A 19,680-nucleotide genomic window follows, 5' to 3' on the forward strand; every position below is an offset into this window, starting at 1 on the left:
GTATAGAAAATCAGAAGCTCAATACTTCGACTTTTCCGGTGTCGAGCTGGTAGCGTGCTCCGGTGATCATCAGCCGATCCTCCGCCAGCGCGCGCTGAATCACCTCGGACTGCTCCACCAGTTGCTCGATGGTGCGTGCGATGTGCACGCGCTCGAAATCCTCCGTCGATTCCAGCTCCGACTCGTGCGCCTGCCAAATCGAAAAACCGACGGTGCGCAGCATCAGCGATTTCGCGTTCAGAATACGTTCGTCAAGGTCGGCAACGCTGTCAGCGGCCATCAGCGAATCCTCCGCGTCGGCGGTCAACTCGTGCAACAACGCCTCGTATTCCTTGCATGCCTGCTTGATCGCGCCGCAATTCTGATGGCCGAGCACCACCAAAAGGCGCACGCCGAGCACATCCACCGCGTATTCCAAAGAGGCGATCACGGCATCGTCTATGACCTGCCCTGCCGTGCGCACGGTGAACAGATCGCCGATGCCTGCGTCGAAAATAATATCGGGGCTGACACGTGCATCAGAGCAGCTCAATACCGCCGCATCCGGCTCATGCGTGTCGATAACCGCCTTGCGTGCTTCCGCACTGCGGTTCGGATGTTCCAGCTTGCCTTCCGTGAATCTACGGTTGCCCGCCAACATGCGGCTCCACACGCCGTTCGCCGTGCCCTCCACGTCGTTCTGGTTCACAAATGTTTCGTCCGTCATTGATTCCACCTCTTTGTCATTTCATCACAGGCTATGGTTCATCATAAACGGTGTTTCTGAAGTTGTTTCGATTGAATCGCCATCTAAGGCAGGGGCTGAGGACGTTTTCTTGGGGATAATCACGCAGCTATTCCTTGGCTCTGACGGTATCGTGCCGGACTCATCCAACCGAGCGACTGCCCCGGATTCTAAATAGACGTGCAACGCCTTGTCTAGGTTTGGAAGTGTTCAGTTTCTAATTTAAGAAGGCGTTGCGCTTACAAGTTGAATCCGGGAACGCGAGCGGGGAGGCCCGCGCCGTTTATTGGCACGGAACCTCCCCGCTCGCTTTTGTCAGGCGGTCAGCCGAAAATCAGCCGGTGTTCTGCAGGCCTGCTGCGACACCCGACACGGTGCACAGGATCAGGTAGGTGTAGTTCGCCTTCTGTCCGTGCGTGAGCTCTTCCTTGTCCACGCGCTTACGCAGCGAACGCAGGGCGAGCACCTGGGTGACAGACAGTGCGTCCACATACGGCGAGCGTATGCGGATGGCCTGGCCGAGCACATGGCGGTGCTGCAACGGCCATTCGTCGCCGACGATCTTGAGCACCCATTCACGGGTGAGCTCCATCTCGTCGAGCACCTTCTTGTTGAGATCCTCACGGTCGCCGAGTGCCAAGTACATCTTGGCGATACGCTCGTCGGTCTTAGCCAACGACATCTCGATATTGTCGATGAACGTCGAGAACAGCGGCCAATCCTCATACGCCTGACGCAGGGTGGCGAGATCGCCGAACGCTTCGCAGGCGGATCCGAGGCCATACCATGCGGCGAGGTTGATGCGTGCCTGAGCCCAAGAGAAGATCCACGGAATGGTGCGCAGATCGTCCAAGGACTTGGCGCCGAGACCACGCTTTGCAGGTCGGGAACCGATCGGCAGCAGACCGATTTCGGTCAGCGGCGTGACGGTGGAGAACCACGGTGCGAAATCCGGAGTATTCAGCAGATCCAGGAAGCGATTGTGTGCGACTTCGTCGAGCTTGCTTGCCATGTCGGCATACTTCTCGGTCATGTCGGTGTTGCGCTTCTCCACGCTCGGAGCGGATTGCAGCAGCGTTGCGGCCGCCACGGATTCTACGTGGCGGATGGCCAGAACCGGGTTGCCGTAACGTGCGAAGATGACTTCGCCCTGTTCGGTGAGCTTGAAACGGCACTTCACGGAGCCGACCGGCTGTGCGAGCACGGCACGGTTGGCCGGGCCGCCGCCACGGCCAACGGCGCCGCCGCGGCCATGGAACAGGGTCAAGTCGATATCGTGCGATTCGGCCCACTTGGCGATGCGCTCCTGTGCGGAATGCAGTGCCAGAGTTGCGGACGTCGGGCCGGCATCCTTCGAGGAATCGGAGTAGCCGAGCATGACCTCAAGCTTGCCGCCGGTGGCCTTCAGACGAGCCTGCACTTCAGGAATCTTGATCATTTCCTCAAGCACGTCCACCGAATTCTGCAAATCCTCAAGCTGTTCGAACAGCGGGATTACGTCGATGGTCGGCACATCCTCGGGGCGTGCGAACGACAGACGGTTCAGCTCGTACACGTCCTTGATGTTCTGGGCGCTCTTGGTGAACGAGATGATGTAACGGCGGGCGGCCTTGACGCCATTGCGCTTCTGGATTGCGCCGAGCGCGCGGAAGGTGTCGAGCACTTCGTGGGTCATCGGCTGCAGTTCGCCGCGTTCGCCGTGCAGACCATGTTCGCGGATGTCTTCCAAAGCGCGGGAATGCACCACGGAATGCTGACGGAACTCCATCTCGACCATATGGAAGCCGAAGGTTTCGGTCTGCCAGATCAGATCCTGCAACGGGCCGTACGCGGAACGCTTGGCGTTGGCGTCGGCGAGGGAACGCTGCACGATCTTCAGATCGGCGATGAAATCCTCGCAGGAATGGTACATCAGGTCGACATCACGGTCGATGGTGGCGCGAAGACGATCGGCCATAACCAGCATGACTGCGCGGTGCAGTTCCTTGGTGGAGATCAGAGCTGCCTTGTCGGTAAGGCGTTCGCTCATCTCCTTCTGACGGTTCCACAGGCTCTTGAGCTCGGCGCTCGGCGGCGTCGTGGTGGATTCCATGGTCAGGTTCTTGCCGATATGGCGGGTCTCGATCTCGAGCGCTCCCAGCACATGATCGCTGAACTTGCGAGCCACCTGACGGCTCACCTTGGCGGTGACGTTCGGGTTTCCGTCGCGGTCGGAACCGATCCAGCTGCCCGGATGGAAGAACGCGGGGCACACCGGCGGCACCAGGCCGGCCTTGTCTCCGAGGATCCAATCATCGAAACGGCGATAGACCTGCGGAATGGTGTAGAACAACGTGTTGTCGAAAATGTCGAGGATGGTATCCGCTTCCTCAACCGGTGTCGGCTTCTTCAGTGCGATCGGGGAGGTGCGGAACAGCGCGTCGATCTCGTTGAAGAGACGACGGGAGTTTTCCTTCTTGTCCGAGCCGCCAAGCAGCTTATGCGCTTCGAGCAGCTGGGAGATACGGCGAATCTTGCCTTCCACGGCCTTACGGCGGGCTTCGGTCGGATGCGCGGTGAACACCGGGTGGAACTCGAGCTGGTCGAGCAGTTCCTTTGCCTTGGCCGGACCGAGCTCGTTGATGAGCTGGTGGTAGGCGCAAGTCATTTCGTTGACTGGATCGACGGGCGCGGTGTCCTCAACCTTGGATTCGCGCTGATGCAGCACGGAAACGCGATAGTTCTCCTCGCACAGATTGGCGAGATGGAAGTAGGTCGTGAATGCGCGGGCCAGCAGCTGTGAGTCTTCAACATTCATCTTGTCGATGGTGTTGACCGCGTTCTGCAGGTCGTCCTGCTCGGAATTGGTATCAGTCAGAATGCCGGCGAAGCGTTCGGCGCTGGCATTCAGTGCGTATTCGCGCACCTCATCGAATGTCGCCAGCAGCTTTTCGTCGAATTCGCCGAGGACCTCGCGAAGAATCTGCAGACACAGATCCATTTCTTCTTTGAGGGATGCGGGAAGATCGCGCTCTTCGGGACCCTTGGTTCCCGTGCCGGACGAGACGATAGCTGCGTCCGCAGGCGTGATCTGTTGATTATTATCTGCCATCAGATCTCCTTCTCCGAACCATCGGGTTGCCCGGTCTGTTGGTCCTTCGCGGCACCTCCGCGATTGTTTTGGCCATCTGTTGCGAGCCCACAGCCCTAAGTTCGGTCGGTAATGCACGACCATTGTATGCGCGGCAAATCGACAGTTTGGTTACGGAAATACCGAAAATGTCCGCATCGTGGTCCAGTGGTGTCCACAAGGTGAAATCGACGGAAATTTCGAAAATCCTCCGACCAGCCCACACGTTAGACCTGAACTTGTGAGCGCACAATACGAACATGAACATGAGACGAATTTCGAAAGCGCGGAAAAAAGCGCTTCGGCCGTCAGCAAATTCCATACACACTCCATTCCGCTCGATATGGAAGATATTGAACGGGATTGGGACAAGCCGGTTGCTGAAGCGGGAATCGCAGCAAAAGCCAGCGTGATCGTACGCGTCGGCATGCTCGATCTCGGCGCGGGCACCGGAAGTTTCCGTGTCCGCGAAATGATGCACCGCATCGCCTACCCGCTCGGCGTGCACGTACGCGCCGACGTGAACCTCACCGACATCGAAGCCTCCTGCACCGACGGCAAAGACCGCATCACCGAAGTCATCGACCTGCCAACCACCGGCGTCAATACGGAACGCATTTGGCTGCTCGAACACTTCGCTGACTGGTTCAACGTGAACCTCGGCAAAGGATCGATGTACCACAGCCAATCCGACGTGTCAGAAGGGCTTATGCAGCATCTCGACAAGCGTGATGCGTCGCAGGTGTCGGCCGACCTGTCGAAGCGTCTTCGCGAACGTCAGAAAGCCGAACAGAATCAGGAGGGATCCGACGATCCCGTGCTTGACGCGCTTGAAATGGTGACGGAGCGCGCCGAAGCGACCGATACCACCGCGCAGCCGTTGCACTTGCGTGACATTGAAGCGGCAAGCGAGCATAATCGCGGTGAACGTGAAGCTGAACGTGAAACCAAGCGTGAAACCGCCAGCGCGGCCAACGTTACGTCAAGCGAATCGACCACGAAAAAAGCGCGCAAAAATCGCAATCATAAGCCGCCAAAAGGCCAATACGCCGAACATTTCGACCATGTCGGCAAAGAAGCGGACCAATCGCAAGGCATCACCGTTCGTCAAGCGCACGAACGACTCAACATGATCGAACGGCGCAAGCCCCTGTATTCGCCGGCATTTGCAGGATTCGCCTCGGCCTGCGCCTGTGCATCCTTCGTGTTCCTGCTTGGAGGCGGCCCCTTCGACATGATCGGCGCGTTCATTGGCGCGGGACTTGGCCACTGGCTGCGCCGCCGCCTGTTCGCCCACCATCTCAACCAGTTCTTTGTGACGTTCGTATGCGTGGCCGTCGCGGCACTCGCCTGCACGGGCACCCTGCGATTGATTGGTATTTTCGAGCCCGTCGCATTGCAGCATGACACGGCTTACATCGGTGCCATGCTGTTTGTGATTCCTGGATTCCCGTTGATTACGGGCGGACTTGATATGGCGAAGATTGATTTTCCGTCAGGCATTCAGCGCGTTGCGTACGTGTTGTGCATTATTTTGATGGCGACGCTCGCAGGGTGGATGGTCGCTTCGATCGTGCATTTGAATCCGGAAGGATTCGAGCCGTTGGGACTCAATCCGGTTGTCAATTGCCTGTTGCGTTTCGTGTTCGCATTCATCGGCGTCTGGGGCTTCTCCACTATGTTCAATTCCCCGCAGCGCATGTGTCTTGTGGCCGCCACCATTGGCGCCATTACCGACACCTTGCGCTTGGAAATCGTTGACATGGGAGTTCCCGCCGAAGCCGGCGCATTCATCGGCGCACTGCTCGCAGGCCTGCTCGCCTCCGCATGGCGTTCCGCGGTTCATCGCAGCTGGCTCGCCCCACATCTCGGCTACCCGCGCATCTGCCTGACCGTGCCGTCCATTGTGATCATGGTTCCCGGTTTGTACATGTATCAAGCCATGTTCCACCTCGGCCAATTCGACACCTTGAACGCCCTCGACTGGGCTTTCCGCGCCTTCATGGTGATTATCTGCCTGCCGATCGGTTTAGCCATGGCCCGCGTTATCACCGATAAGTCTTGGAGATACGACATCTGAAAATCTGGCAATGGAGCGTTATCTGCGTTGTTCCTCGGTCGACGTACTTTCGTGCGCCTTCCTTCGGTACGCCTTGATACCGCACGCATTGCCAAATTTTCCCTAGAATCCAGAACGGTGCATAACAGAACGGTGCATAACAACTCGCAGAATTTCGGAATTTGGGCGAGTAAATGAGATAAATGCGATTGTCGCAATGTCCGACCGGTACATTGGGACAATCGCATATTTTTCAGAAGAGATTCGAAAGAAATTCGTTTCGACAGAGATTTGAAGAAAGAGATTCGAAAGAAATTCGGCTAGAAATCTAAGAAGAGAGAATTCATGGTTACCAAAGATTTTTGGGTGCTGCTGGCGATGGTCATCTATTTTGTGGCCATGCTCACCATCGGCTTCATCTACTCCAAGCGGTCCAATTCCTCCACTCGTCAGTATTTCGCGGGCGGTCGTGGCGTTGGTCCGTGGCTGACGGCATTGAGCGCCGAAGCCTCCGATATGAGCGGCTGGCTGCTCATGGGTCTGCCGGGCGTCGCCTACTTCACCGGTGCCGCCGACCCGCTGTGGACGGCCCTCGGCCTGGCTCTCGGCACCTACCTCAATTGGAAGCTCGTCGCACGGCGTTTGCGCCGCTACTCCGTGGTGGCAGGTGACGCGATCACCATTCCGGACTTCTTCTCCAAACGATTCCATGACAAACGCAACATCGTCTCCACCATCGCGGCGCTGATCATCCTCGTATTTTTCTGCGTGTATGTCGGCAGCTGCTTCGTGACGGTCGGTAAACTCTTCTCGACCCTGTTCGGCTGGGACTACCACCTGACCATGGTGATCGGTGCGGCCATCGTGTTCGCCTACACCTTGATCGGCGGCTATCTTTCCGTGGTCGTGACCGACTTCATCCAAGGCTTGCTCATGTTTTTTGCGCTGGCCGTGGTGTTCATCGGTTCCGTGGCGTCCGTCGGCGGAGTCGACAACACCGTCGCCTTCCTCAAAGGCATTCCAGGATTCCTTGACGGCACGCAAATGGCCACGCCAATCCTGAACGAGGCCGGCGAGCAGATCATCAAAGCCGGTCAGGCCATGTTCGGCGCTCCTACCGAATACGGCGTGATCACCATGATTTCCATGCTTGCGTGGGGCCTTGGCTATTTCGGTATGCCGCAGGTGCTCGTGCGATTCCTGTCGATCCGCAGTTCTGAAGAGATCAAAAAGTCCCGTATCATCGCAACCACATGGTGTGTGGTGTCGCTTGCATGCGGCGTGTGCATTGGCTTGGTTGGCCGTGCGATGATGCCGACGCAGTTCGTCACGCAGTCCGCTGCGGAGAACATTTTCATTGTGGTTTCGCAGGCGCTGCTGCCAAGCTTTATGTGCGGCATCGTGGTGTCGGGCATTTTCGCTGCGTCCATGAGTTCGTCTTCATCGTATCTGATTATCGGTGCTTCCGCGGTTGGTGAGAATATTTTCCGCGGATTGCTCTACCGCAAGGCTACTGATCGTCAGGTGATGATGGTTGCCCGCATCACACTGCTGGTTATGTTCGTTTTCGGCATTGTGGTTGCATTCGATCAGAATTCGTCGATTTTCCAAGTTGTTTCGTATGCGTGGGCTGGTTTGGGCGCTTCATTCGGTCCGCTGATGCTGTGTTCGCTGTATTGGCGTCGTACCAATAAATTCGGTGCGATTGCGGGCATGCTTTCCGGTACTGCGACCGTGCTGATTTGGCATAATTTCATCAAGCCGCTTGGTGGTGTCTTCGCTATTTACGAGCTGCTTCCGGCGTTCATCATCTCACTGTTGTTCATTGTGGTGGTGTCGTTGTTGACTCCGGCTCCCGATGCTGAAGTGTTGCACGAGTTCGATCATTATCTTGATGATCCCGATGATCGCAAGGTGGATGACGATTTGGTTGCAGCGGAAATCGCTTCCGGCGAAAAGCGCGCGCAAATCTAATCAAACATAATGTGGCACATGCCACTCAAACGCAACAAAGGCCGGATTGCACAATACGCAATCCGGCCTTTGTCGATGCTGAAACGCTGTTTAAAGCGTGATTATGGCGTTTCTGGAGCTTTAGTAGCGCATGCCCATGGCGTCGCGGACTTGCTCCAAGGTTTCGTTGGCGATGGCGTTGGCCTTCTTGTTGCCTTCGGCGAGCACATCGCGCACGTAATCCATATCCTTGGCGAGTTCCTCGCGACGGGCGCGATGCGGCTCGAGGAAGCTGTTCACCGATTCGATCACATACGCCTTCAGCGCGCCCGCACCGGAATCGCCGATCTCCTCGGCGATCTCCTTCGGATCACGACCGGTGACCAAACCGGCGGTCGTCAGCAGTGCGGAAACCTGCGGACGTGCGATCGGATCGAACGTGATGCGACGCTCGGAATCGGTCGGACTCTTCTTGATGAGCTTGGCGGTCTCCTGCGCGGTGGCACCCAACATGATGGAATTGCCGTACGACTTGCTCATCTTGCGGCCATCCAAGCCTGGAATCTCCGGCGCTTCAGACAGAATCGCAGCCGGCTCGGGGAACACCGGATGCTTCTTGGCGTAGCGTTCGTTGAACCGACGCGCGATGGTGCGCGTGATTTCGACATGCGGCAGGTTATCCTTGCCGATCGGCACCACATTGGCCTTGCAGAACAGAATGTCGCATGCCTGATGCACCGGATAAGTCAGCAGCAGGCCGGTCAGCGCATGGCCGGAAGCTTCCATTTCCGACTTCACCGTAGGATTGCGATGCAGCTCGGCCTCAGTCACCAACGACAGGAACGGCAGCATCAGCTGGTTCTCCGCAGGAACGGCGGAATGCGTAAAAATCATGGTCTTTTCCGGATCGATGCCGGCAGCCATGTAATCAAGCACCAAATTGAGCACATTGTCTTCGATATGCTCGGTCGTGTCACGATCGGTGATCACCTGATAATCGGCGATGATGATATTCGAATTCACGCCACGATTCTGCATGGCGACGCGCTCGCGAATCGAACCAAAATAATGGCCGAGATGCAGACGTCCGGTCGGACGGTCGCCGGTAAGCATGGTGAACTTGCCCGGATTCTGTTCGATTGCGGCGAGCGTTGCGTCGGAACGCTTCTTCGCTGCGAGGAAGCTCGCGCTCATTTCATTGCCGACAGCGGTGACCTGCTGCTCCTGGGTTTCGTCCGTCATACGTGTCCTTTTCTTAAGAAAATCAGCGATTTTATCGTAAAAGTCTGAGCCGACAACGAAATATGGCATAACAAGTGGTACTCTCTTGTTTGATGAATTGATAGCACAGTAATCCTCAGGGGGTCAGATGGGCCGCGGACGTCAGAAAGCCAAACAGCAGAAAATAGCCCGAAAGCTCAAGTACCTGACCACCGACACCGACTACGATGAGCTCGCCAAGGAGCTCGGCGCCCAGGAGCCTGGTTCGGGTTCTTTCGATCCTTTCGCCGATATCGAAGCAAAATATTCTCACGATGCGGACGCTGAAGATGAGATTTCTGAAGATGTTCAGGAGTCCGCGCAAGCCGACGCCGAGGATGACCTCGACGAGTATGCGAAGTGGGCCGCGGAGGCGGCGGCGAAGGCCACGAGCGGAGAGTTCCCGGCAGCCAAGTCCGCTGCGTCGAAGTCGCACAAGCCCATCCCGATGCCGATGCCCAGCGCGCTGAAGCCGAAGAAGCAGGACTAATCGGCATATCAGGTACTTTGTGAAACCGCGATGCGGATATGCCTGCTGGGTGTATCCACATCGCGGTTTTGCTATGCGTTTTTGCGCCTGTGACGGTCTTCTCGCAGCCTTCACGCCAACGGCAGCAAGCCGCTTAAATCGTCGCGTTCGCCAACGGCCGTGATGCGTCCCGCCTCCTTCTCCTCAGCCCAGCTGGTAATGCCCGTGGCGAGTCTCATCCACACGTCCGGTTCCAGTTCGATCACGTCCGGCGGCGTGAGATTATGCGGATCGGATGCCGGCCCGTCGAGAATCTTGATGGCGCCCCACGGTGCGACACGCACTTCCACGCCCTCTCCGGGCGCTTTTTTCTCCAGCAGATGCAGCGAGTAGCGCACCGCCATCGCCCACAGCTGGCGTGGCAATCGTGGAGAGAATTCCAGACGGAAATCGCGGGCCGCGTCGGTATTTGCAGGAATACCGTCGGCGATCATGCGATGAGACGTTTGCAGCCATTGCGCAAATGCGTCATGTCCCTTATGCAGATCTTGTTCTCGAATAACAGCCATACGTGTTATTTTGTCGCTTGCAAGCGACTATGATGGGGTGTTGCAGACAGCGTAGTCACAACTGAATAGGGGTGTGAAGAGAGGAAAAATATTTGCGATTGCTGACAGCGTTCTCAATTTTGTTGCATGTCGTTTGCATGTTGTTCACAACGTTTTGGCAGCCGGTTTGCATCATTTTTGCAAACGAATGCTGACCTGTAATCGCTTGAAATTTCGTCTTTTTTCTGATTATGTAGTATGCTATGTATGAGAACGTATGCATGATGTTACTTAGTGTTCATGTAGCCGCTAATGCAAGGACGCTGGAGCAAGGCATAATGTTTCTGGAGAGTAATCCGTCAAAGGGAGTCGATTAATGACTGAAATTACCGCACCGAAGTCCGCGATTACCGCGGAGCAGTTCGCAGATGAGATCCGCGAGCAGCTGAAGTACACCCAGGGCGTCACCGTCGAACAGGCCAAGCCGGCCGACGTGTATGTCGCCGCGTCCGCCGCGGTGCGACGCCACCTCATGGATTCCTGGTTCAAGACCCAGGCTGACATGGTCAATGGCAACACCAAGGCAGTCGGCTACCTGTCCGCAGAATTCCTAATGGGTAAGCAGCTGCGCAACGCTCTGCTCAACGCCGGTCTGACCGAGCAGTTCAATGCCGCGGTCAAGGAACTCGGCTTCTCCGTGCAGGACGTCGTCAACGCCGAGCACGAGCCAGGCCTCGGCAACGGTGGTCTCGGCCGTCTGGCCGCCTGCTTCATCGATTCGCTCGCTTCGCTGGGCGTGCCGGCATTCGGTTATGGCATCCAGTACAAGTACGGCATCTTCGAGCAGAAGTTCGACGAAAACGGCAAGCAGATCGAAACCCCGGACTACTGGCTGACCAACGAAGAGCCATGGGGCCACATCGACTACAACCGCGACCAGAAGGTCTCCTTCGGCGGCGAAGTCGTCGAAGAGAACGGCAAGAAGGTTTGGAAGCCGGCTTGGTCCGTGCGTGCAGTCCCGGTCGACTACATGGTTCCGGGCTATGCTTCCGGCCGTGTGAACACCCTTCGCCTGTGGACCGCCAAGAGCTACGACGAGTTCGACCTGCTCACCTTCAACAAGTCCGAGTACCTTGATGCCGTCAAGCCGCAGGTCGAAGCGGAAAACATCTCCAAGATCCTGTATCCGGAGGATTCCACCCCGCAGGGCAAGGCGTTGCGTCTCGAGCAGCAGTACTTCTTCGTGTCCGCCTCCATCCATGACGCCATCCGCGTCTTCTACTCGGGCCAGGACAAGCCGGATCTGACCACCTTCGCAGACAAGATCACCTTCCAGCTTAACGACACCCACCCGGTCATCGGCATCCCGGAGCTCATGCGCGTCCTCATGGACGAGTACGGCTACGATTGGGATACCGCCTGGACTGTCACCAACAAGACCTTCAACTACACCTGCCACACCCTGCTTCCGGAAGCCTTGGAAGTGTGGCCGTCCAAGCTCATCGGCGAACTTCTGCCGCGTCACCTCGAAATCATCGAGAAGATCCAGGACCAGTTCGCAGCCGAGCTCAAGACCAAGGGCGTCGACGAAGCCACCATCAAGGACATGGCCATCTACACCGGCGACTCCGTGCGCATGGCCTATCTGGCCACCTACGGCGGCTCCCACGTCAACGGCGTTGCCGAGCTGCACTCCCAGCTGCTCAAGGACGTCACCCTGAAGAACTTCTCCGACGTGTATCCCGACAAGTTCACCAACGTGACCAACGGCGTGACCCCTCGCCGCTTCGTCAAGCTCGCCAACCCGCGCCTGTCCGACCTCATCACCGAAGGCCTCGGCACCGACAAGTGGGTGAGCGACCTCGAACTGCTCAAAGGCCTCGAACCGCTTGCCGCAGACGACGAATTCGTCAAGAAGTTCGCTGCCGTCAAGCAGGCCAACAAGGTTGACTTCGCCAACTACGCCAAGCGCGAATACGGCTTCGACATCGACCCGAACACCATGATCAACACCATGGTCAAGCGTCTGCACGAATACAAGCGTCAGGCACTGAAGATCCTCGCCGTGATCGCACGTTACGCCGACATCAAGTCCGGCAAGATCTCTGCAGACGACGTCATGCCGCGCACCATCGTGTTCGGTGCCAAGGCCGCTCCGGGCTACTATCTGGCCAAGCAGACCATCCAGCTGATCAACAACGTCGCCCGCGTCATCAACAACGACCCGGACGTCAAGGGCAAGCTGAACGTCTACTTCCCGTGGAACTACAACATTCGCCTCGCACAGCACCTCATCCCAGCCACCGACCTTGACGAGCAGATCTCCCAGGCCGGCAAGGAAGCCTCCGGTACCGGCAACATGAAGTTCGCTCTCAACGGTGCCATGACCGTCGGCACCCTCGACGGTGCCAACGTCGAAATCCGTGAGCGCGTCGGCGCTGAGAACTTCTTCCTCTTCGGCATGACCGTCGACGAGGTGGACGCCCTCTACGCCGAAGGCTACGAGCCGAAGAAGTACTACGAGGCCGATCCGCGCCTCAAGGCCGCCATCGACATGGTCGCAGACGGCACCTTCTCCAACGGCGACAAGACCGTGTACGAAGACCTCGTCCACGATTGGCTCACCAAGGACTGGTTCATGACCCTCGCCGACTTCGGTGCCTACACCGCCATCCAGTCGGAAATCGAGGCTCTCTACGCCCAGCCGCTCGAATGGAACCGCAAGGCCCTCATCAACGTGGCGAACTCGGGCTACTTCAGCTCCGATCGTTCGATGGAGGATTACCTCGAGCGCATCTGGAAGACGGGTCCGCTCGCCTGATAGCGCTAGATAAGGCGTGATGACGAAGGGACGATTCTTTGGAATCGTCCCTTTTTGTGTCTAAATAACAAAAAGCCCTGCGCGAAAGGGCGGCAGGGCTTTGAAAAGAAGTAGGAATCAGGCGGCTTCGGGAGCGGCAGCGGCCTCAGTGTCGGCTTCCTTGGCTTCTTCGGCATCCTTGGTCAGGCCAAGATCGACAGGAGACGAGCTGTTCTCCCACGGCTCCTCCCATGGATCGTAATCCGGATTCTGCTGCTTGTACACATACAGACCGATGACACCGGCAAGCAAAGCTCCGAAGAGCAGTGCGAAGAACTTCCAACCGTTAGAAGACTTGTTCTCCATGACGGCTCCTTTCCCAAATATCGGCGAACATTGGCTGACCTGCTCGTTCAAGCCAACTCTGTTCACTATATTAATTCCTTGAATGTGTTGATTGGGTGGATTTACGCGCCGAGGATTCACAAGAATGCAATCATTTGCAATGATTTCGCGGATTCGCGGATTCGCACGTTCCAGTAGGGTTGAAACATGGCTTATCAACGTTTCAGTCTGTTTCCCGATTCCCCGTCGTTCAAAGACCTCTTCTCTGCACGTTCCATGAGGTACCGCTGGCGCAACGGCGATCCCGTGATCACCGTCGCGATCATGGTGATATGCGTCGCGGTCTGGATTGTCGAAACACTATTGAAAATCGCCTGGCCGGCCAGCTACAACTCGTTCGTCGGCGCAGGCGTATTCATGCCCGCGCTGGCGACCCACCGCCCATGGACCTTCATTACGTCAATGTTCCTGCACCAGCCGGCCTCCCTATGGCACATTCTCTTCAACATGCTGACTTTGTGGTGCGTCGGGCCCGTATTGGAACGCATGATGGGGCATCTGCCATACCTCGCGCTATATGTGCTGTCAGGACTCGGCGGAGGTGCCGGCATGATGGTCTGGGCACTGTTTTCGCAAGACGGTTGGGTAACATCTTCATACGGCGCTTCCGGTGCGCTATTTGGCCTGTTCGCGGCCATTCTGGTGGTATACCAGCGCATTGGTATCGATATTCGATCCATGATGATCTGGATGCTCATCAACTTCCTGATGCCGATCATCACGCCGAACATCGCATGGCAGGCGCATGTTGGCGGATTCATCATCGGAGGCGTGTTCGCTTGGCTGCTGGTTTCGGGCCTGCATGCGTTGCGCGGCAAAAGCCTGCAGCAGCGCACGCTGATTTACGGCGCAATCATGTTGGTCGTGATTATTGCGATTGTCGTCGTATGCAATATGGGTAATCCATTTCGCGTAAACCCCCTTCTTGGTATGTTCTTCTAGTCGGTAGGTAGAAAAAACAGATTCGGGGGAATTGCAGATATGCACTTATCCACATTTGTGGATAACCTTGTGGATAAGTAAGGGTTGAACTGTGGGTAAGCCGGGGATAACTCGGTGCATTATCCACAGGGATATTCACAAAACGGCGAATTCCCCGGCTTTTCAACGGTAGAAAATGTGGATAAACCGTCTGTGCATAGCGAAAAAATGGGGAAAAATGCCGTTCTATATCTTGTGGATGGCCGTAAGACTGTCCACAAGATATAGACGCTATCCACATTCGTCCACAATAATCCACGACTTATCCACATAGTGCGAAACTAAAAAATCCCCATAATAGATGACGAATCAACAAAACGAAATCAGGTGCGTCACCAATGACAGTCATGAATGACAAGACGCGCGAATTCGTGGCGATGCATCGCGACGAGGACGTGCGCGAACTGGCGTTGAAAGCCAAGCGTGTAGACGGACTCGATTTGCCGTTGGCGCTCGACCAGATCGCCGGATGGCAGATCGCAAGCAAAAAACTGCCGCAATGGGCCTCCTGCGAGGGAATCGTATACCCTCCGCACATTTCCATGGAACAGTGCTCCTCGCAGTTCACCGCCCAATACAAGTCTGAAATCACACAAACCCTGCTCGTACCATCCGCAACCGTGCACGCCAGAGTGTCCGATTCTGCCGAATCGGACACTCAAGAGGCTAAAACGGGCTTACGGATGTCCGATTCTGGAGAATCGGACACATTGGTGGCGAAGAGGGCTATGGCGGATCTGACGGGCGGGTTCGGGGTGGACTTCTCGTATCTGGCGCGCGGATTCAGCCAAGCCACTTATGTGGAACGGCAACGACACCTGTGCGAACTGGCCGAACACAATATGGCCGCGCTGGGGCTTGACCAGGCTCGCATCGTGTGCGGCGACGGTGTGGAATACCTCAGTCAGATGGATCCGGTGGACTTTATCTACCTTGATCCGGCCCGTCGCGACGAGCATGGCTCGCGCACTTACGCCATCGAAGATTGCACACCAAATGTGCTCGAATTGCGCGACCTGCTGCTCGCCAAATCGCGCTTCACGTTGGTCAAACTCTCGCCGATGCTTGACTGGCGCAAAGCAGTCGTCGATTTCGACGGGGCCGTACGCGAAGTGCATATCGTGGCCACCGGCAACGAATGCAAGGAACTGCTGCTGGTACTGGGACGGCCGGCGCAGGCGAATGCGCGCGACAGCGTGGATGGTGCGGGTTCGTACCAGTGTCTTGCGCCGCACGTGTTCTGCGTGAACGATGATCAGCGGATCGACTATGATTCCGCCGAATATACGCAAGGCCTGCGCATTGGCGGCAAACCGCTGCCGGATGCGAAAAGGTACTTGTATGAGCCGAATGCGTCGATTATGAAGGCCGGCTGTTTCGATCTGGTCGAAGAACGATTCGGTGTGACGCAGATCGGTCCGAGCAGCCATCTGTTCGTGTCGGAACAGCAGATAGCCGATTTTCCGGGACGAGGATTTACGATTGAAGCAGTCGGAAGCATGAATAAAAAAGATACAAAACGATTGCTGAATGGTATGAAACAAGCGAATATCGCGGTACGTAATTTCCCGCTTACGGCACCGCAGTTACGCAAGAAATTGAAGCTTGCCGACGGTGGAACGGTCTACCTGTTTGGTACCACCATGCAAGGTGGCGGTCATGTGCTGCTGCGCACGTCGAAAATCTGAACAAGCAAACCGGAAATTGAGAGAAGCACGAGACAAGTGATAGGCGAGTCGCAGAAATAGCAAGACGATTGCGAAAGATGATAGTGTCCGAAAGATTACGCAATCTCACCGAAAGCACGACAAGTGCGAAAAATTACGAAAAGCTTGCGAAAGGATCGTAAAAAGGGTATGCGAAAAGGGCGTCTGACTGTACGAAGAAGTGCAGACGCCCTCGCTTCAAACGTGCTACTGAGGCTGCCTAAACAGTAAACGCGAAACGGTGGGTCAGCGCCACCACATGGTCATGATGAATCCGATCATGATGATCGAGAACGCGATGGCCAGATTCCATGCGCCGATGTTCGGAATCGGGTAGTCAGAGGTTAGGTAGTAGACCACGGCCCAAATCAGGCCGATGACCATCAGCGTGCAGAACAGAGGCACAAACCAGCGTGGATTGGACTTGGTGCCCTTGATGGTCTCCTCCACGCGGCGGGTGTTTTCCGCCTGACGGTTCATCATGCGCTGCATCTGCGGGGTCAGAGCATCCTTGTCGACAGTGGCGTTCAGCACCGCTTCGACGCGGTCCATCGGAATGTCGAGATCGTCATCGTCGTCGGAATCAGTGGAAGCGGATTCGACGGTGGTTTCCTCAGCGGCATCCTGAACGGTTTCGTTGCCCTCTTCAACGGCAGCGGTGTCACCCGTGGACTGCAGATCGTTCTGATCGTCCGCGGTGGTTTCGTGCAGCTCTTCGTCAGCCATCAGCATAGTCTCCTTTAATAGGCTAAAAGTCATAATAGTGGGTAGACTCGAAAGCGGCGAACTCACAGCGTAAAAACTGTTCTCAATCACAGCGAATGCTTAACAGGAATCAGGAAGGTCCGCATGGCGAAGCACACCGGAAAGCACGCCGCGAAACGGTCGAAAGTGGCCGGAGCGGTGGCATTCCTCGTGCTCATGTTCTCCGGATTCCTACTCGCCACGAACCTGCGCGTGAACCGTTCCGTCGTGGTGTCCAACGATACCGCCGAACTCGTGGAACAACGCGTGAAAAAAGTCAACTCCCTGCAGACGGAAGTCGACGCGCTCAGCTCCCGCGTGAACGATCTGAGCAAAACACTGAGCAGCCAGGACGACACCGACCTGAAAGACAGCGAAAGCGCAGGCAACGGCACCCTGCTGCCCGCGGTGGAAGGCCCCGGACTCGTGGTTACGCTCGACGACTCGCCGCTCTGGGAAAACATGGTCGACTCCAGCGGGTCGACATCCAACATCAACGATTACGTGGTGCACCAGCAAGACATCGAAGCCGTAGTGAACGCGTTGTGGGCGGGCGGCGCGGAATCCATGATGATCATGGACCAGCGCGTGCTCTTCAACTCCGCGGTGCGCTGCTCCGGCAACGTGTTGCTCCTGCAGGGCAAAAAGTATTCGCCGCCATTCACCATTTCCGCGATCGGGCCGGTCGATAATATGAAAAAAGCGCTCGACAGTTCGCAGGACGTGACCATATACCGGCAGTACGTCAGCGCGTTCGGCTTGGGCTGGCAGGTCGACGAAAAAGAAAAACTGCATTTCGACGCGACCGACGCGCTGCAACAGCCGCTGCAATACGCACAGGCGATGAACAAGGAAACGGGCGAAACACAGTAATCACAAGATGTGCAGGAATCGCAAGAGGGGAAGTAAACGATGAAGCACGTGGCACGCAAACAACGTCGCAAAAGCGTGGTCTGGACGATACTCGGCATACTCGCCGAACTCATGCTGACCGCAGCGGCCATCTGTGCGCTCTACATCGCATGGCAAATGTGGTGGACGGGCGTGCAAGCCGAACACAACCAAATCGAAACGCGTCAATCCGTATCATGGTCCGACCCGGGCCAATCCGACAACGTCACCATCGCGCAGGCGCAGGAAGGCGACCCGCCAACGCAACCGCAAAGCGCGCAGGAAGGCGAGCTGATCGCCCAAGTCTACATTCCGCGATTCGGCAGCCAATGGCAACGCAACCTCGTTGAGGGAACTTCCCTCACCGAACTCAACAAACACGGCCTCGGCCACTACAAAGACTCGCAAATGCCCGGCCAAATCGGCAACTTCGCCTTCGCAGGCCACCGCAACGGCTACGGACAGCCCCTCGGCGATGTCGACAAACTGCAGGAAGGCGACCCGATCATCATCCGTACGCAGGATTACTGGTACGTGTACCACTACACGAGCTACAAAATCGTGCTGCCGACCGACATCGAAGTGGTCGCCGCCAACCCCGAAAATCCCGGCGCTACACCGACCAAACGCATGCTGACCATGACCACGTGCGAACCGAAATATTCCACGCCGACGCACCGCTGGATCAGCTACGCGGAATTCTCATACTGGGCGAAAGTGTCCGACGGCATTCCCCAGGAGCTCGCATCCACCGACTCCAACGGCAAAGTCAAATTCGTCAACAACGAAAAATCGTCGATCGTCGCATCCGTCAGCTCGCTTGAACCGTGGATTTTCGGCGCACTCGCCGCATACGTGATCATCTTCCTTTCCGCGCTCGCGGCATGGCGTTGGCCGTACCTCGCCGACGTGCGTGCGGGACGTCGTGAAAAGCCGGAATTCAGCCTGTACGGAGGATTGATGCGATTGCAGCCGGGCGTGCTTCCGATTCGACTCGTGCTGATGGCATTGCTGATTTTCGCGGCGGCCGCATCATGCTTTGAATGGCTGTTCCCGTGGGCCGCGACGAATATTCCGGCATTGCGAGAAATGTCGAATTACACGGCCGTATAAGGCGTTTTTTGCAGTTGCTGCGGTTGCTGCGTGAGACGCACGTCATGTCATGACATGTTGCGTACGTAGACTGCTGTTCAAACGCAAGTATTCGCACAACGCAAGCATTCGGAATATTCGAGAGATTTGAAGCATTCGAACGATTCGAAATATTTGGATGCTGGCATTCCAACGTCGATAGGAGCATGATGACCGATTCCGCACGCATTCTGGTCGTGGATAATTACGATTCGTTCGTGTACACGATCGTCGGATATTTGAAGACGTTGGGTGCCACGGTGACGGTGGTGCGCAACGATGCGATCGACCCGGGCGAGACCGGTGTGATCGACGAATACGACGGCGTGCTGATCTCCCCAGGGCCTGGCGCCCCGGCGGAATCCGGTGCCAGCGAAGGCATAATCCGCCTGTGCGCAGAGCAGTCCAAGCCCATGTTCGGCGTTTGCTTGGGTATGCAGGCACTGGCCGAAGTGTTCGGCGCCACCGTAAGCCATGCTCCGACCATCATGCATGGCAAAACCAGTCTGGTGGAGCATGTCGACGACGAGATCTTCGAAGGAGTGGCCAATCCGATGGTCGCCACTCGCTACCATTCGCTGGCAGTGGAGCCTGATTCCGTGCCGGAAGAGCTGGTAGTGACCGCGTGGACGCAGAGCGACCACATCGTGCAGGGCATCAAGCACCGCAGCAAGCCGATGTATGCGGTGCAGTTCCACCCCGAATCCGTGATGACGCAAGACGGCTACCGATTGCTTGCGAACTGGCTGAAGGTGTGCGGGCAGGAGAACGCGGTGGAGCGTTCCGCCGGATTGCAGCCGAAGGTCGCGGCCTGAAGGCGCGAAAACGTAAGGTGTAAACGCGAAAACGCGCGAAACGTAAGGACTGTAGGGAATCGCGGAATATGTGAACCGCGCGAAA

General features: G+C 56.7%; 15 protein-coding genes. 9 read left to right on the forward strand and 6 right to left on the reverse strand.

All coding sequences use genetic code 11. The features are described from left to right. Positions 1-10 precede the first annotated feature (10 nt). Complete coding sequence (locus tag NBH13_RS07260; protein ID WP_099595717.1) at positions 11-706, reverse strand: carbonic anhydrase; 696 nt, start codon at positions 704-706, stop codon at positions 11-13. A 352-nt stretch (positions 707-1,058) separates the two neighbouring features. Further along, positions 1,059-3,815 carry a phosphoenolpyruvate carboxylase gene (locus tag NBH13_RS07265; RefSeq protein WP_099571597.1) on the reverse strand — a complete coding sequence of 919 codons (2,757 nt, stop codon included), beginning with the start codon at positions 3,813-3,815 and terminating at the stop codon, positions 1,059-1,061. 361 nt (positions 3,816-4,176) lie between these two features. Between NBH13_RS07265 and NBH13_RS07270 the strand changes: the two genes are divergently transcribed. Then, positions 4,177-5,913 carry a threonine/serine exporter family protein gene (locus tag NBH13_RS07270; RefSeq protein ID WP_236824354.1) on the forward strand — a complete coding sequence of 579 codons (1,737 nt, stop codon included), beginning with the start codon at positions 4,177-4,179 and terminating at the stop codon, positions 5,911-5,913. A 324-nt stretch (positions 5,914-6,237) separates the two neighbouring features. Continuing rightward, positions 6,238-7,866, forward strand: a complete 1,629-nt coding sequence (locus tag NBH13_RS07275) for a sodium/proline symporter (protein ID WP_144171125.1) — start codon at positions 6,238-6,240, stop codon at positions 7,864-7,866. Between the two features lie 120 nt (positions 7,867-7,986). Here the strand turns inward: NBH13_RS07275 and trpS are convergent, their stop codons facing one another. After that, positions 7,987-9,087, reverse strand: coding sequence for a tryptophan--tRNA ligase (trpS, locus tag NBH13_RS07280; protein WP_250779435.1), 1,101 nt, complete (start codon positions 9,085-9,087; stop codon positions 7,987-7,989). Positions 9,088-9,214: 127 nt separating this feature from the next. Between trpS and NBH13_RS07285 the strand changes: the two genes are divergently transcribed. Continuing rightward, positions 9,215-9,595 carry a DUF3073 domain-containing protein gene (locus NBH13_RS07285; protein ID WP_250779437.1) on the forward strand — a complete coding sequence of 127 codons (381 nt, stop codon included), beginning with the start codon at positions 9,215-9,217 and terminating at the stop codon, positions 9,593-9,595. A 110-nt stretch (positions 9,596-9,705) separates the two neighbouring features. On the opposite strand, the gene NBH13_RS07290 is transcribed toward NBH13_RS07285, so the two are convergent. Further along, complete coding sequence (locus tag NBH13_RS07290; protein ID WP_144165972.1) at positions 9,706-10,143, reverse strand: sterol carrier family protein; 438 nt, start codon at positions 10,141-10,143, stop codon at positions 9,706-9,708. A 355-nt stretch (positions 10,144-10,498) separates the two neighbouring features. Between NBH13_RS07290 and NBH13_RS07295 the strand changes: the two genes are divergently transcribed. Further along, a complete protein-coding gene (locus NBH13_RS07295; RefSeq protein WP_250779439.1) occupies positions 10,499-12,943 on the forward strand; it encodes a glycogen/starch/alpha-glucan phosphorylase in 2,445 nt (814 codons plus the stop codon). A 117-nt stretch (positions 12,944-13,060) separates the two neighbouring features. Here the strand turns inward: NBH13_RS07295 and NBH13_RS07300 are convergent, their stop codons facing one another. Further along, positions 13,061-13,288 carry a hypothetical protein gene (locus NBH13_RS07300; RefSeq protein WP_080788031.1) on the reverse strand — a complete coding sequence of 76 codons (228 nt, stop codon included), beginning with the start codon at positions 13,286-13,288 and terminating at the stop codon, positions 13,061-13,063. A 186-nt stretch (positions 13,289-13,474) separates the two neighbouring features. Here NBH13_RS07300 and NBH13_RS07305 point away from each other — a divergent pair, with 186 nt between their 5' ends. Further along, positions 13,475-14,269 (forward strand): rhomboid family intramembrane serine protease, encoded by a 795-nt coding sequence (locus NBH13_RS07305; RefSeq protein ID WP_099595711.1) that lies wholly within the window; start codon positions 13,475-13,477, stop codon positions 14,267-14,269. Positions 14,270-14,646: 377 nt separating this feature from the next. Next, positions 14,647-15,996, forward strand: a complete 1,350-nt coding sequence (locus NBH13_RS07310) for a THUMP-like domain-containing protein (protein ID WP_250779441.1) — start codon at positions 14,647-14,649, stop codon at positions 15,994-15,996. Between the two features lie 264 nt (positions 15,997-16,260). Here the strand turns inward: NBH13_RS07310 and crgA are convergent, their stop codons facing one another. Beyond that, entirely contained in the window at positions 16,261-16,773 is a 513-nt protein-coding gene (gene crgA / locus NBH13_RS07315; protein ID WP_180753442.1) for a cell division protein CrgA, read from the reverse strand. 90 nt (positions 16,774-16,863) lie between these two features. Here crgA and NBH13_RS07320 point away from each other — a divergent pair, with 90 nt between their 5' ends. From NBH13_RS07320 to NBH13_RS07330, 3 genes are all read left to right on the forward strand, one after another. Then, positions 16,864-17,631: a DUF881 domain-containing protein gene (locus tag NBH13_RS07320; RefSeq protein ID WP_099595708.1), complete on the forward strand. Its 768-nt coding sequence runs from the start codon at positions 16,864-16,866 to the stop codon at positions 17,629-17,631. Between the two features lie 39 nt (positions 17,632-17,670). After that, positions 17,671-18,762, forward strand: coding sequence for a class E sortase (locus NBH13_RS07325; protein WP_250779442.1), 1,092 nt, complete (start codon positions 17,671-17,673; stop codon positions 18,760-18,762). 188 nt (positions 18,763-18,950) lie between these two features. After that, positions 18,951-19,595, forward strand: a complete 645-nt coding sequence (locus NBH13_RS07330) for an anthranilate synthase component II (RefSeq protein ID WP_144171169.1) — start codon at positions 18,951-18,953, stop codon at positions 19,593-19,595. Positions 19,596-19,680: the final 85 nt, after the last annotated feature.

It is taken from the genome of Bifidobacterium intestinale, from assembly GCF_023656765.1.
GTDB classification, from domain to species: Bacteria; Actinomycetota; Actinomycetes; order Actinomycetales; family Bifidobacteriaceae; genus Bifidobacterium; species Bifidobacterium hominis.